The organism is Flavobacterium rhamnosi (assembly GCF_048286515.1).
Classification (GTDB): domain Bacteria; phylum Bacteroidota; class Bacteroidia; order Flavobacteriales; family Flavobacteriaceae; genus Flavobacterium.
In genome coordinates this window covers 72,095-88,148 of the sequence record NZ_JBLVPS010000008.1, presented here as the reverse complement: position 1 = coordinate 88,148, position 16,054 = coordinate 72,095, and the positions used below count along the sequence as shown (strand labels likewise).

12 protein-coding genes are annotated in these 16,054 nt (G+C 35.3%); 5 read left to right on the top strand and 7 right to left on the bottom strand.

What is annotated here, in order from left to right; genetic code table 11:
- Nucleotides 1-95 precede the first annotated feature (95 nt).
- A complete protein-coding gene (locus ACNQGN_RS08720; protein WP_417987442.1) occupies nt 96-563 on the top strand; it encodes a DoxX family membrane protein in 468 nt (155 codons plus the stop codon).
- Nucleotides 564-806: 243 nt separating this feature from the next.
- On the opposite strand, the gene ACNQGN_RS08715 is transcribed toward ACNQGN_RS08720, so the two are convergent.
- The 7 genes from ACNQGN_RS08715 to ACNQGN_RS08685 form a co-directional block, all read right to left on the bottom strand.
- The gene (locus ACNQGN_RS08715; protein ID WP_417987441.1) at nt 807-1,088 is read right to left on the bottom strand and encodes a FoF1 ATP synthase subunit delta/epsilon; all 282 of its coding nucleotides are present in this window, start codon (nt 1,086-1,088) and stop codon (nt 807-809) included.
- A 72-nt stretch (nt 1,089-1,160) separates the two neighbouring features.
- On the bottom strand, nt 1,161-2,672 hold the full coding sequence (gene atpD / locus ACNQGN_RS08710) for a F0F1 ATP synthase subunit beta (protein WP_417987440.1): 1,512 nt from the start codon (nt 2,670-2,672) through the stop codon (nt 1,161-1,163).
- Between the two features lie 256 nt (nt 2,673-2,928).
- Nucleotides 2,929-4,458, bottom strand: coding sequence for a G-D-S-L family lipolytic protein (locus ACNQGN_RS08705; RefSeq protein WP_417987439.1), 1,530 nt, complete (start codon nt 4,456-4,458; stop codon nt 2,929-2,931).
- A gap of 31 nt (nt 4,459-4,489) precedes the next feature.
- The gene (locus ACNQGN_RS08700) at nt 4,490-7,324 is read right to left on the bottom strand and encodes a TonB-dependent receptor domain-containing protein (protein ID WP_417987438.1); all 2,835 of its coding nucleotides are present in this window, start codon (nt 7,322-7,324) and stop codon (nt 4,490-4,492) included.
- 360 nt (nt 7,325-7,684) lie between these two features.
- Complete coding sequence (gene glmS / locus ACNQGN_RS08695) at nt 7,685-9,532, bottom strand: glutamine--fructose-6-phosphate transaminase (isomerizing) (RefSeq protein WP_417987437.1); 1,848 nt, start codon at nt 9,530-9,532, stop codon at nt 7,685-7,687.
- 9 nt (nt 9,533-9,541) lie between these two features.
- Nucleotides 9,542-11,116 (bottom strand): DUF4270 domain-containing protein, encoded by a 1,575-nt coding sequence (locus ACNQGN_RS08690; RefSeq protein ID WP_417987436.1) that lies wholly within the window; start codon nt 11,114-11,116, stop codon nt 9,542-9,544.
- A 21-nt stretch (nt 11,117-11,137) separates the two neighbouring features.
- Nucleotides 11,138-11,944 carry a glycogen/starch synthase gene (locus ACNQGN_RS08685; protein ID WP_417987435.1) on the bottom strand — a complete coding sequence of 269 codons (807 nt, stop codon included), beginning with the start codon at nt 11,942-11,944 and terminating at the stop codon, nt 11,138-11,140.
- 78 nt (nt 11,945-12,022) lie between these two features.
- On the opposite strand from ACNQGN_RS08685, the gene panC reads away from it, so the two are divergent.
- The 4 genes from panC (at nt 12,023) to radA (ending at nt 15,968) form a co-directional block, all read left to right on the top strand.
- Entirely contained in the window at nt 12,023-12,901 is an 879-nt protein-coding gene (gene panC, locus ACNQGN_RS08680) for a pantoate--beta-alanine ligase (RefSeq protein ID WP_417987434.1), read from the top strand.
- 14 nt (nt 12,902-12,915) lie between these two features.
- Nucleotides 12,916-13,266: an aspartate 1-decarboxylase gene (panD, locus tag ACNQGN_RS08675; RefSeq protein WP_417987433.1), complete on the top strand. Its 351-nt coding sequence runs from the start codon at nt 12,916-12,918 to the stop codon at nt 13,264-13,266.
- Nucleotides 13,267-13,458: 192 nt separating this feature from the next.
- The gene (locus ACNQGN_RS08670) at nt 13,459-14,607 is read left to right on the top strand and encodes an alpha/beta hydrolase (RefSeq protein WP_417987432.1); all 1,149 of its coding nucleotides are present in this window, start codon (nt 13,459-13,461) and stop codon (nt 14,605-14,607) included.
- Entirely contained in the window at nt 14,607-15,968 is a 1,362-nt protein-coding gene (radA, locus tag ACNQGN_RS08665; RefSeq protein WP_417987431.1) for a DNA repair protein RadA, read from the top strand. The genes ACNQGN_RS08670 and radA overlap by 1 nt, the downstream gene beginning before the upstream one ends.
- Nucleotides 15,969-16,054: the final 86 nt, after the last annotated feature.

The window sequence follows — 16,054 nt, the reverse complement described above, 5'->3', positions numbered from 1 at the left end:
TGTTAGGCTATTCCTATTTTAACTGTTAACTTCAAATCACAAACAAATTGGAAAAACAGCAGACCAATAAAATTATTCTATTCAAATATTCCACTATGAAACCATCAATCAACTTTATTTATTTTAGTTTTAGTAAAAAAATGGAAAAACACAGTATCACTATGATGCGAGTTTCTCTGGCAATAGTTTACGTCTGGTTTGGTGCTTTAAAAATTTTCGGAATGAGTCCTGCTGGCGATCTGGTAGAAAAAACAGTGTATTGGTTTAAACCAGAAATATTTATTCCAATCCTTGGTATATGCGAAGTGATTATTGGTCTCGGATTACTCATTAAAAGATTTATCCCCTTTACAATTGTATTGTTATTAATGCACATGGCTGTTACATTCTTTCCTGTTTTCATCCTAAAAACCATCTGCTTTGACGTATTTCCATATTGTCCCACTTTAGTTGGACAATATATAATTAAAAATCTTATTCTAATTTCAGGAGCACTTGTAATTGCTGGAAAATACAACGAAAAATATTATGCCGAAAGGAATTCGAAACTAGTTGTAAAATAAAAATTATAGAAAACAAGGGGTATTCTAAAGACTTTACGCTTTTTATATATCCTGAATGTGATTGCCTCGATACTGAAGCTGCACCTATAAACCTTCGCGCTATGAAAGCCCACGAAGCAATTAGTTTTAAAGTGACAGACTTTATAAAGAAATGACATTGTTTGGAATATAATCCTTTGGGATTGGACCAAAAAAAAGCCTAACGATTGCGTTAGGCTTTAATTTTTTATAGTCGGTATTATTTTAGTCGGCTAAAACAATAACTTTATTATCTTTCATTTCAATTGTCCCTGAAATAATCGCTAGCGTATAATTTTGATCATCTAACTTAGTGAATTTGCTTACAACTTCTTTTGCAAAAGTAAAATTAGAAGCTGTAATTTTCACAACACCCTTTCCTAAAATAGAAACGATTGGTGCGTGATTATTCAAAATTTGAAAGCTTCCGTCAACTCCAGGTAACGTAACTGAAGTTACTTCTCCCGAAAATAATTTTGCTTCTGGTGATACTATTTCTAATAACATAATTATGAGTTTTGAATTATGAGTTATGAGTTTTCAAAATTGAAATAACCCATAACTCATAACTTATAATTTTTAAGCTTCCGCTAACATTTTTTCTCCAGCTTCGATAGCTTCTTCGATAGTACCTTTAAGGTTAAAAGCTGATTCTGGCAAGTGATCTAGTTCACCGTCAATAATCATATTAAATCCTTTGATAGTATCTTTAATGTCTACTAACACTCCTTTTAATCCTGTAAATTGCTCCGCAACGTGGAAAGGCTGAGACAAGAAACGTTGTACACGACGAGCTCTTGAAACGGCTAATTTATCATCTTCTGACAATTCTTCCATACCAAGGATCGCGATGATATCTTGTAATTGTTTGTATTTCTGTAAAATTTCCTTTACTCTTTGAGCACAGTCATAATGCTCGTCACCTAAAATTTGTGGCGTAAGGATTCTTGAAGTAGAATCCAATGGATCTACCGCAGGATAAATACCTAACTCAGCAATTTTACGAGACAATACTGTTGTTGCATCTAAGTGAGCAAATGTTGTAGCCGGAGCCGGGTCAGTTAAATCATCCGCAGGAACGTAAACCGCTTGTACAGATGTAATAGAACCTTTGTTTGTTGAAGTAATACGCTCTTGCATCGCACCCATTTCTGTTGCCAATGTTGGTTGGTAACCTACTGCAGAAGGCATACGACCTAAAAGTGCCGAAACCTCAGAACCTGCTTGTGTAAAACGGAAGATATTATCCACGAAGAACAAAACGTCTTTACCTTGATCAGTACCTGCTCCATCACGGAAATATTCAGCGATAGACAATCCAGAAAGTGCTACACGAGCACGAGCTCCTGGTGGCTCATTCATTTGACCGAAAACGAAAGTAGCTTTAGACTCTCTCATTCCTAGCATATCAACTTTAGATAAATCCCATCCTCCATTTTCCATAGAGTGCATGAATTCATCACCGTATTTTATAATTCCTGACTCTAACATCTCACGAAGTAAGTCATTTCCTTCACGTGTTCTTTCTCCTACTCCTGCGAATACTGAAAGTCCACCGTGACCTTTTGCAATATTGTTAATCAACTCCTGAATCAATACCGTTTTACCAACACCGGCACCACCGAACAATCCAATTTTACCCCCTTTTGAGTAAGGCTCAATTAAATCAATTACTTTAATCCCTGTGAATAAAACTTCAGAAGAAGTAGATAAATCTTCAAATTTTGGAGCTTGTCTGTGAATAGACATTCCATTTTCACCAGTTTTTGGTAAATTACCTAAACCGTCAATGGCATCTCCAATTACGTTGAATAAACGACCGTAAACATCCGCACCGATTGGCATTTGGATAGGATTTCCTGTTCCAACTACTTCATAACCTCTACTCAAACCATCTGTTGAGTCCATCGAAATGGTACGAACTGTGTTTTCACCAATGTGAGATTGTACTTCAAGTACTAATAAAGTACCATCTTTTTTTGTGATTTCTAACGAATCATAAATTTTTGGAAGTTCAACATCTTTACCGTTGAAAACTACGTCAACTACTGGGCCAATGATTTGGGCAACTTTTCCTATTACTTTTGACATTACTTATGTATTTATTAAATAGCTATTTAGGTTTATGAAATAATCCCAACCGAAACATCTCGATTAGACACTTTTTTCAGTGCGCAAAGATAATTTTTTAAAATATAAAATCAATATTTTTTTTTATAAAAAACAGTATAATTTTATTGCTTTGTTTTTAATCTTGTTTTAAAACAAACAAAAACCTATTATTTGGTGCAAATAAAAAACCACCTATTCGTAAAAATAGGTGGTTTTTTTAACATTTACAATCTCTTTATTGCAATGTGGCCGGATACAATATTGGATAAGAACCAAGATCTACTCCCTTTAAATTTGACCCATATTTTGCATTAATTGCTAAGATAAATTTATTAGCTAACAATGCCTGTCCTCTTGGTGAAGGATGAACTCCGTCCAATGAAAATGACCCTCCGGTTACAAAGGTAGACAGCATCGTAAAACTATTACTGACAATTCCTCCATTAAACAATTGACTCATTATTGCGTTTGCATCCACAAAAGCTAGTCCTTTAGAATCTGCTAAAGTTTTAATTGTTATATTAAACAAATCCGTAGCCGCTTTCAATTCAGCAATCTCAGTCGGAATCAGTATATGCTTATCTTGTAAAGGATAAGTAATCCCAAGTTTATTTAAAGCTGTAGCGGGTCCTGGCGGTGTAGCGCCAATTGCACCCTGCGTAGTCAAAAGCACCAAATCAGCAGCAGTCGCTTGCCTGGCTTGACCAAAAACACTTCCGTAAAACGCAGCTGTTCCAGCGCCTAGCGAAGGCGTAAACGCAGCCGTTAGCTGTGCTGATAAATCAGTCAATGATTCATCTTTTATCAATAAAGGATTTGCGGCAGTAGCGGACAATAAATTAATTCTTGCTCCAGCTCCGAAAAAAGTTAATGCATTTTTAAGAGGTCCGTATAATTGCGCATTAAGTGCGTTTATTGTTGCAACTCCGACTGCCTCGCTGCCTCCACCCAAAACCTTTGCAGTTATTGGACTAAAAGGAACAGTAGTAAAAAAAGGAATCGTCGTTACATAGGGAATATTAGCTACCACACCCTTTGCGCTCTCTGACGTCAACGTATTAACCAAAGCACCGTAAGTTGCATCAAAACCCACTCCTGGAGGACCTGCCGAAGGTGTAATAGTACTTGATCCGTCACCACCAGTTGTCGCATAACCTAAAACATCATTATTCCCAATCCATAAAGAGAAAAACGTTGGCTTTTGACTCATTGCATAACTTAATACAGATGTAGTGCCATTTGGAGCAAATCTCACATAATAAGGATTTGCAGTTCCTGTTGCCAAACCTGCTGCACTACCATAGGTAGGCGACAGCAAATGAAAACTTTTAGCTCCAGGAACACCTACATTGTTGTAAGGACCTGCCGCCGCTACAGCTGGGTTAAAAACTTCGGTTGTTGGGGTTCCGGCAACTGATACCGGAGCTGTTCCATTAAAATACAATCTTGGACCAAAAGCCGGGTTTTGAGCCCCTCCAAACAAAAGGCCTCCTGTATTATCACTAGTATAAGGAATTTTAAAGGCACCTCCACCTACTAAAGCAAACTGTTGCGATAAGATGTTAGCATAGGAACCTTCTTGTCCTTTTTTGAAAAGCGCATTATCGCTAAAACCCGCCGTTAACGAATTCCCTAAGGAAACATAGTTAGAAAAATTTGCTGTTCCAGCCGTCAAAGGCTCCTCAACAATAGCCTCATCATCATTACTATCACATGCCATAAAGGTTAATGAAACCAAAAGTAGCCATTTGAAATTTTTTATCATGTTTGTATTTTTTTTTAAATTATTGACTCAATTACGGATTGATTGTCCAAGAAGCAAAAAATTGTTGCCCTATCAATCCGGCACCTAGTACCTGAGTATATTCCTTACCACCAATATTTGAAGCTCCTAGTTTTAGTGTTGATTTTAACTTTGGCATATTATAATTAACCTGAGCATCGATTACTGTCGCAGCAGCGATCATACCGTCAGCCATTGTTGATTGCCATAAATATTCACTATTCCATCTTCCGCTAACATTAAATCCGAAATTATCAAATAATTTTTCATTCCCAAATGATGCTTTTACTCTATGTTTTGGTGTATTGAAGCCTGCTTCAAAACTCGGATCTTTTGCCTGGTCGAACTCAAATTCTGCAAAATTATAATTCACACCCACTTCAAAATTTCGATACACTTTTTTAGAAAGTCCAAGACCAAAACCTAGCGATTTGATTTCTATATTAGTATTAGTATATAATTGATACGCTCTAAAATTACTGTTTTGAAGCGCATGTAATGATTGCGTACCAGGATCTGTTGGTCCTGCCAAAGGATTTGGCGCATCAGTTGCTGTACCATAAAACGGAGCTACAACATTTAGATTCCCAATAAAATCATTGTAAATATTATAATATCCATTAATATCAATTGACACATCTTTTATCAATGAACGGTAACCTAATTCAAATGCTTTCACCTGCTCTGGTTTCACATAACTGACATTTGTTTTTCTTAATAAAGCTGATCCTGCAATGGGATCAGTAGGCGCCAATGCACTAAATGCCTGCACTGATGAAGCGGTATATGAATTATTATAGGCATTCAAACCAGTCATAACGACAGATGATCCGCCAGCAAAAGCTTGACCAATTGCAGTAGAAACTGGTAAAGTTTCACTATACCTTGTTAAATTGTCCGGAGCTGAACCAAGCAATATTGCACTTCCTACATTAAATCCAATATATTGATCTTGCGTTGATGGATTTCTAAAACCGGTTTGAAAAGAAGCTCTAAAGTTGTGTTTTTTGCTTTCACCTCCAGAATAAACAAGAGAAACTCTTGGCGATACACTACCGTCGAAATTCTTTGATTTGTCATAACGAATAGAACCTGTAAATTTCAATCGTTCTTCTAAAAATCTTTTTGTTAATTGTGTATAAGCACCATATTCATTATAATATATAGGTCCGTTTGCATCAGTATAAATCCTTCCGTAAGAATTCAATTGATATTGTCTATAGGATCCCCCGACTTGAATTTCTGCGAATTTTATTAAATCTTTAAAATTATAATTGGCATCAGAATGGTATATTCTAGAATTATCAACAAGTTTTGATCCCGTAAGTACGCTTGGATCAGCAATCACTTGATTAAAAGCGGCCTTAAATTCTGGAGTACCAGGAAGAAACCTTCCAGTATCAGCAGTATTTCTTGCCATAATATGTGCGTTTTCAGGCGTCATTCCTGCTAACGTAGATTGTACATAAGCTCCTGCATATTGCCCAAACCATGTTTTATCATCTTTCCATTTTCTATTGACATTGATTCCTGTGAAAAGCATATCATATGATTCTCCACCATCCTCAGTTGTAGTATAACCTCTTAAAAAAAAGTTTTTCCCTTTAAACTCTAATTTATGCTGTTGCATAGAAAAATTATTCAGGTAATACCTATTGGCTCCTTGATAAACAGCATTTCCAAAACCAAACTTACTTTGCCAGATAACTTCCAAATTTTCATTTCCAAAAGGTCGGTAATGAAGCGAAAAGTCAATTTTAGTATTACTGGCTCTGTTATCTGTTAAATCCACTTCATTATACCCTGTTCTGCTAACATTATAATTTGGAAGTAAATTTACAGCCGCTGCTGGTATTAAACCCAAAGCGGCTAATGATTGCCCAACTCCTTTTATATTTGTAGTAACCTCATCACCGTAGACATTTATACCATCATAATTCACGTTACTTCTATCTCTTCCCACAACAGTCTTGTCGTCGTAGTTTGTAGCATGCCAATCTGTCCCACGCATATAAGTAAAGTTAACCTTTCCAGCTAACTTCGGACTGAACGCATGAGCCATTCGTACTCCATAATCAACGAAGTCATTTGATCCCGCAGCTTCCTGACTTGTTTGTCCATACTTTGCATAAGCGGTAATTCCCGGACTGGTAAATGGACTTTTGCTGTTCATGAATAAAATACCATTGAAAGCGTTTGCTCCATATAAAGCAGATGACGCTCCCGGCAACAACTCTACACTTTGAACATCAATTTCCGAAACACCAATCATATTACCTAATACAAAATTCAACAATGGTGAAGCATTATCCATTCCATCAACCAATTGCATAAAACGGGTATTAGCCACTGTGGCAAAACCACGCGTATTTATTGATTTAAAAGACAAACTACTAGTATTCATTTGAACTTCTTTTAAGTTTTCTAAACCATCATAAAAAGTCGCAGATGCCGATTTTTTAATATCAGCTATACTCATTCTTTCAATTGTAACTGGAGATTCCAATACTCTTTCCGGGGTTCTTGAAGCTGAAACTACAATCTCATTAAGTTTAGTTTCTTCATCAGCAAGCTTAACTGTTACTTTTTGATTATTTGACGAAACAGTCACTCTTTGAGAACCATATCCTACACTTGTAATATTTATTACAAAAGGTGGTTTTTTCGATGAATTTAAAGTGAATTTTCCATCGATGTCGGTAATAGTACCGGCAGTTTCTCCAACAATTTTGATGTTGGCTCCAGGTATAGGTTGATTGTTACTGTCTGTAACAATGCCTGAAATTGAATTTTGAGCAAAAGTCAGGCTACAAAAAAACAATGACAAAAAAAGTAAATACATTCTCATTGGACTAAAGTTTGTTGGTTTATGACGCCAAAATACAAATATTTTTCATATTAATAAAAAAGAGCCTAAAAAATTTCATAATTATCAGTGATTTTGGTCCGTTTATATTTATTCTACATTTTTTGTTTTTTGTTTTTTTGTTAAAAATTAAGCAAAAAAACAAAAAAATCATTATGCACGCATACAATAAATACATTAATCTTAATAATTTTCTTAATTTTTAACTATTTAATAAAAGTTAACAAAAGGACAAAAAATTCATTTTCGCATAAATTTTGTAAAATAAAAACAAGAAGCAAAAAAAAAGCCTCGAAAGAAAAATCTTTTCGAGGCTTTTTAATTTAAAGTTAATCTGTATTGTTATTCCACAGTAACTGATTTTGCTAAATTTCGAGGTTGATCTACATTGCATCCTCGCATAACAGCAATATGATAGGATAAAAGCTGCAAAGGAATTGTAGTTATTAACGGAGATAAAGCATCTGAAGTTTCTGGAATTTCGATTACGTAGTCAGCCAAATCACGAACCTGAGTATCGCCCTTGGTCACCACTGCAATAATTTTTCCACTTCTGGATTTGATTTCCTGAATATTACTTACAATCTTATCATAATGACCTTGCTTTGGAGCAATAACCACTACAGGCATATGTTCATCAATTAATGCTATCGGACCATGTTTCATTTCTGCAGCAGGATAACCCTCCGCATGGATGTACGATATTTCTTTAAGCTTTAAAGCCCCTTCAAGAGCAACCGGAAAGTTATATCCTCTTCCTAAATACAAGCAGTTAGGAGCGTCTTTAAATGCAGCAGCAATTTCTTTTGCTCTTTCATTTGTTTCCAGAGCCTCTCTTACTTTTTCAGGAATGATTTCTAACTCTTGTAAATACCTGTGGAAGTCAGTATTAGACATTGTCCCTTTAGCCTTTGCCAAACGCAAAGCAATCATCGTTAACACTGTAATTTGCGTAGTAAATGCTTTTGTAGATGCAACACCTATTTCTGGTCCTGCATGAGTATAGGCACCTGCATGAGTTTCTCTTGAAATCGAAGAACCAACAACATTACAAACTCCAAATACAAATGCTCCGTGTTCTTTTGCTAATTTAATAGCAGCCATTGTATCAGCCGTTTCTCCTGATTGTGAAATCGCAATAACTACATCACGGCTGTTTATTATAGGATTTCTATATCTAAACTCAGAAGCATATTCTACTTCTACAGGAATTCGGGCAAACTCTTCAAATATATATTCAGCCACTAAACCCGCATGCCATGAAGTACCACAAGCCACAATTATTATTCTGTCAGCATTTAGGAATTTTTCTAAATTGTCCTCAACACCTGACATTTGGATAATCCCTTCATTTGCATGAAGTCTTCCACGATAAGTATCTTTTATAACGTCTGGTTGTTCATAGATCTCTTTCAGCATAAAGTGATCGTAACCTCCCTTTTCAATTTGCTCCAAATTCATTTGAAGCTCTTGGATATAAGGATCAACTAAAGAATCATCTTTAATTTTTCTTACTTTCATTGGTTTATGCAACCTGATATTTGCCATCTCGCCATCTTCTAAATAAATAGCGTTAGACGTATATTCAATAAATGGAGAAGCATCGGAAGCAATAAAATATTCACCTTCACCTACACCAATAGCTAAAGGACTTCCTAAACGAGCCGCAACAATTTCATCTGGATTCTTTTTATCAAAAACTGCAATCGCGTAAGCACCTACAACCTGATTCAAAGCCACCTGTACAGCTTTACCAATTTTTAATTTTTCTTTTTTCTGAACTTCCTCAATAAGATTTACAAGAACTTCAGTATCGGTATCAGAATGAAAAATATATCCTCTTTTTACTAACTCCTTTTTCAACGGTGCATAATTTTCAATAATTCCATTGTGAATTATGGCCAAATCACCTGAATTGGAAAGATGAGGGTGTGAATTAACATCGTTCGGAACTCCATGTGTCGCCCAACGCGTATGTCCCATTCCTATCGTTCCGTTTATTGAGATTTCTTTAGACGCTCTCTCTTCTAAATCTACAACCTTACCTTTAGTTTTTGAAATTTTTAAGTTTTCGCCGTCATATAACATGACACCAGCACTATCATATCCTCTATATTCTAATCTTTTCAACCCTTTTATTACAATTGGGTAAGCTTCTCTATAACCTATATATCCAACAATTCCACACATAATTTTTACTTAATTAGGTTTTGTATAAAAAATTTCAAGTTTCAATCTTTTGTCCTGAGGAACTGTTGATTTTCCTCCGAAAAGAACTGTCCCTAACGGACTCATAACACTCGCTTTTGGCGCTTGAGAAATAAATGCATTTGGCGTTCTCATTTTGGAAGAAGTGCTTGTATTAATATCTTCTGTAACCACTAATCCTAACTTTACATTTGTAGAATCGGCATTATTTATAAGATTGCGGATATGATTTGTAATTCTGATTTTATAAGTTAATCCTCTTCCATTAGCTACAACTTCTTTATTTATAATACCATCGAATACCATTTTTGATTTTTTAGGATCACTATTGGTTGACGAATCAAAATAATCAACAAGAGGTCTATTATTTGTCAAATCATACAAATAAATCCTGTTAGGCTCATGACTATTTGCCATCGCACCAGCATCAATGTGAAAAACAAGGTTTGCTTCATTAATAAGCCAGTCGTTACTTCTAACTTCTTCAAGTTCACCGGCAATACTAAAAAGATCCAAAATTGCCAGAGAACCCTCTCCTCCTTTTAGATATAATTTTTCATCACCTAATGAAGCATCTGAAGCTGCCACTGTTGAAGTATAGGCAGTATTTACATCACTCTCTTCCAACAAACTCACCGTATTACCGGACAGGTTCAGAACTATAGATTTTTCCACTCTTGTTGCCGCACCTCCAGTTGTTGAAGCCAAATCTTCTTTGTATTTTATGGTTATTTTTCCTAATTTAAAATTCAACATAGCCATGCTTCCATCACTACCCTCTCCCTTTTCAACTTTAAAATACAAGCCTCTAAAATATTCTTTGAAAACCTCATTTGTCGCCAACTTTCCTGCAGGAGCATTTATGATTTTATTCTTAAAAAATTCCGCATCTAATTTTAGGCGCATTGCTGGAACTGAACGTGTATTAGTGACTTTACCTGCATCGTCCTTGGTTGCTTCCACAATTTCTTTAGGATCAAAAAAGAACGCATCGTTCTGCGATAAGTTCGCATTATTATTTAAACGGCTTCCCACTTTAGCATTCTCGAAATCCGCTTTTTGGTCGGTAAAATATTTTTGAGATTCTTTAAACCCTCCAATAGGATCCAAATCTCTCATGAAGTATCCAGATTCAAAAACACTTAGTTTAATTTTCGCTGTACCTGCACCATATATAGAATCCAACTCGTACACATGACTTCCGTCTGTATTTGTTGATTTCAAAGTACTATAATAAGGTACTGACAAGTAAACACTATCTATAACTGCATTAGCTCCTATTGTTGGATTAGGTGTGGCTAAAATCAATTGCGTAGCGAAATTTGCACTTGTTGTACCAAAAGCGGGATTTTTATACATCCCTAAAGCATTAACTGCCAAATTATTGGACTCAATCGGCCCTACCTTTTGATTGTAAGCTACTACACTAAATGTTGATTGCGTGAGCGAAAAATGGTTATCACCAATTAAATCTCCACCAATCGCATTATAATCTTTATCACATGAATACAAAAGAACGATGCTTGTTAAAACAAGCATTTTCTTAAAAAAAGAAATATTGTACATATTTAATAATAAAAGTTTAATTTAAAGAACTTCGTTTTTATAGAAATTAGTATACGCTTCCGCGAATTTGTCTTTCGGGGTGAAAGGTAAAAAAGGTTTACCCGAAGATTCTATAAATTTTGTTAAACTTGAAGACAGGTTTTCTGAAGCAATAATTACAGCATCTGAATGCATAACAGTTGCTTTTATAATATTCTCATAATCCGGAATTGCTAAATCAGCTATTGCATCATCAGGAATACCATCAAACTTCACCTTATTAATCATTTCGACATCTAATGTTCCTTCGAAAGACTGACTGTAAACGGAAGTAACAATTTTTGTTTCCGAAAACAAAGCTTCGTTTTTATAAAAATGTTTCATATAAATAGGCAACATTGCCGCCATCCATCCGTGAACATGAATAATATCCGGAACCCAATTCAATTTCTTTACGGTTTCTACAACTCCTTTTGCAAAGAAAATAGCCCGCTCATCATTATCTGGATACATAACACCTTCTTCATCAGCAAATGTGGCTTTTCTTTTGAAATATTCATCATTATCAATAAAGTAAACTTGTATCCTCTCCTTAGGGATTGAAGCCACTTTTATAATTAATGGCATATCTAAGTCATTTACTACCAAATTCATCCCCGAAAGTCTAATTACTTCGTGTAACTGGTGTCTTCTTTCATTTATATTTCCATATCTAGGCATGAAAATTCTTATTTGTCCTCCCTGATCATTAATCATTTTCGGCACGTCATAAGACATTAAAGAAACCTCATTTTCAGCGAGATAAGGCACCACTTCAGATGATACATATAATATCCTCTTATCTTTCATATTGTAATTTACTTAGTTTATTGGTAATAAAAACCACGCAAAATTACAAAAATTTATGCAGTTATTAACTAAAATATTATGTTTGCATTTAATTTTAATAATACCACCATGCATATTTTCTATGGAAAAGCTGCTTTGAGAGACTATTTGAAATCTATCAAAACTTCGAATTCCACTATTGGATTTGTTCCAACTATGGGCGCGTTACATCAAGGACATTTGGCTTTAATGCAAAAATCGCTGTTGGAAAATGAAAATACCATAGTGAGTATTTTTGTAAATCCTACCCAATTCAACAATCCGGAAGATTTAGCAAAATATCCTAGGACATTGGAAGAAGATGTGAAAAAACTTACCGCGTTGAGTTCAGAAATTATCTTGTATGCTCCAACGGTCGAGGACATTTACGACGGACAACCCCTGTCTCAATCTTTTGATTTTGACGGCTTAGAAGATCAGATGGAAGGCGAATTCAGACCCGGCCATTTTAATGGTGTTGGCACTATTGTTAAGCGTCTTTTTAAAATTGTAGAACCTACAAATGCCTATTTCGGAGAAAAAGATTTTCAACAATTACAAATTGTAAAAAAGATGGTTGCTAAAGCCAACTTAAAAGTAAACGTAATTGGCTGTCCCATTTTTAGGGAAGCTAACAGTCTCGCTATGAGTTCCAGAAATGAACGTTTATCAGCAGAGGAAAGAGAAAAAGCAGCAATAATCTACAAAACATTAACTATTGCGAAAGAAAAATTCAAAACAAAGAGTGCTAAATCGGTAGCGGAATGGGTTCAAAAATCGTTCGAAAAACATCCTCTTTTTAAATTAGAATATTTCGTAATTGCAGATGAAGCCACGCTTCTTCCCTGCACCAGAAAAAATAAAAATAAAAAATACCGCGCTTTTATTGCCGTATTTGTCAACAATATTCGTTTGATTGACACCATTTCATTAAATTAATTTACTTTTGTAGCATGCAAATTCAAGTCGTAAAATCAAAAATACACCGAGTAAAAGTAACTGGAGCCGATTTAAATTATATCGGAAGCATTACCATAGACGAAGCTTTACTGGAAGCCTCCAATATCATTGAAGGAGAAAGAGTATTCATTGTAAACATCAACAATGGCGAACGCTTTGACACCTATGCTATCAAAGGCGAAAAAAATTCAGGTATTATAACCCTAAACGGACCAGCTGCCCGAAAAGTGCAAAGAGACGATATAATTATCATTATTTCGTATGCCCTGCTAGAATTTGAAGAAGCCAAAACCTTCACGCCCTGGATTATTTTCCCTAATGAAAATGATAATTCTTTGACCTAGTTATCTTAGAAATTTAATTCATAAAAGTACTTTATAACACTTTTTTAAAGGTACTCTATGCTATATTTTTCAGAAATAGCAAAAAATATGTCGGTTTTCGAACTGCCCTGTTTTTTGCTGTTTCTGTTTTAATAAAAGTATTATATTGCTACTGCATTTAGATTGAATATAATTTCTAAAACATCCAAAATTATGAAACAGATTTTACTCTTATTATTCTTTTCTATTTCGGTATTTTCTCAAAAAACAACGCAACCATTCGATTCAAATAAGCTGGGTGAAAGTCGAGAAATCACAATCGGATTACCACCATCTTATGAAAAAAACACAAACAAAAAGTATCCTATAATGATTTTACTGGATGGCGACTACTTGTTTGATCCATTTTACGGCGCTTTAAATTATGGTACTTATTGGGATGATCTACCGGAAACTATAATCGTTGGTATTACTCAAAACAAAAAAGACGAACGAACAGAAGATAGTAATTATGATGCCGTTGACGGCATACCTTCAGGAAAAGGAGCCCAATTTTTCGAATTTATCGGAAGCGAATTACTCCCGTATCTTGAGAAAAAATACCGTGTCGCACCATTCCGAATTATTGCGGGGCACGATACTACCGCAGGGTATCTGAACTTTTTTCTGTACAAGGATGCACCATTATTTAACGCCTATATTTCTCTAAGTCCAGAACTTGCTCCAAACATGGAAAATCACATTCCAGAAAAACTTTCAAACTCAAAACAACCCATTTTCTATTACCAATCTACAGGCGATGGTGATGTAAAAAAACTACAGGAACCTATAAAAACTCTTGACCAGAATATGAAACTGGTTACAAATCCCTTAATCAATTACAAATTTGATAATTTTAAAGGGGCGTCTCATTATTCACTCGTACTTTATTCGATACCGAATGCTTTGTATCAGTTTTTTGATTCTTACAAGCCTATTTCATCAACAGAATACACAGAAAAAATTGCAGTCCTACAAACGGGTTATGTGGATTATCTGACCAACAAATACGATCTTATTTCTAAAAACTTAGGCTTAAAGATTCCTATCCGAATTAATGATTTCAAAGCAATCGAAGCCGCTATTCTAAAAAACAAAGCCTACCCAGAATTGGATAAATTATCTGATATTGCCAAGAAAAACTATCCGAAATCCATGCTTGCCGATTATGAATTAGGCCTTATGTATGAAAAAACGGGTGACACAAAAAAAGCAGCAAAATCATATCAAACTGCTTCACAATTAGAGGAAATTGGTAATTTAACCAAAGACATGATGTATCAAAAATATGACGCTATGAAAAGTTTAACACCAAAAAAATAATGTCAAAAGTAAAAACTACTTTTTTTTGTCAGAACTGCGGAGCGCAATATGCCAAATGGCAAGGACAATGTAATTCTTGTAAAGAATGGAATACTATAGCCGAAGAAATCATTCAAAAACAAGAAAAAGTAGCTTGGAAGAGCGAAGTAACTTCGAGTAATAAAACACCTAAACCATTAAAAATAAACGAAATTGATTCTACTCAGGAAATCCGCATGGACACTACTGATGGAGAGCTCAATCGCGTACTTGGGGGCGGAATAGTTCCTGGCTCACTCATCCTTTTAGGCGGCGAGCCTGGCATAGGAAAAAGTACACTTTTACTTCAAATATCCTTAAAACTACCTTATAAAACCTTATATGTTTCCGGCGAAGAAAGTCAGAAACAAATAAAAATGCGCGCCGAAAGAATCACACCGAGCGGCGATAATTGCTATATCCTTACCGAAACCAAAACTCAAAATATCTTTAAACAAATTGAAGCCATTCAGCCTGAAATCGTGATTATCGACTCTATTCAGACACTTCATACTGATTATATTGAATCAACGCCAGGAAGTATTTCACAAATACGAGAAACTACTGCCGAACTCATAAAATTTGCGAAAGAAACTAATATTCCCGTAATTCTTATTGGTCATATTACCAAAGACGGAAACATTGCCGGACCAAAAATCCTGGAACACATGGTGGACACCGTTTTGCAATTTGAAGGCGACAGAAATCACGTCTACCGTATTTTACGTTCGTTAAAAAACCGTTTTGGTTCTACTGCTGAAATTGGTATTTATGAAATGCTGGGAAATGGTTTGCGAGAAGTTTCAAATCCTTCGGAAATATTAATCTCACATAAGGATGAAGAATTATCCGGGACTGCGATTGCATCTACACTTGAAGGAATGCGCCCGCTGATGATTGAAATTCAATCCTTAGTGAGTACAGCTGTTTACGGAACACCGCAGCGCAGTACAACAGGCTACAATGCCAAAAGACTGAATATGATATTGGCCGTCTTAGAGAAAAGAGCAGGCTTTCGCTTGGGAGCCAAGGACGTTTTTCTCAATGTAACCGGAGGAATTTCTGTAGATGACCCCGCAATTGATTTAGCTGTTGTAGCTGCTATTTTATCATCAAATGAAGATATCCCTGTAAATAAAGATTTTTGTTTTGCCGGAGAAGTGGGTCTTTCTGGTGAAATTCGTCCAGTAAACCGTGTGGATCAGCGCATTCAGGAAGCTGAAAAATTGGGATTTTCTACTATTTTTGTATCCAAATACAATAAAATCGCTTTGAAAAATACAGGAATCAAAATTCGCTTGGTCGCTAAGATTGAGGATGTGGCGAGTGAGTTATTTGGGTAGCAATGTATTTTAAAAAGACCTTGACTATAGCATTTCACAAATTGTTGAACAATTCTAGATTTATAACAAAATGTAGGAAATAAGTG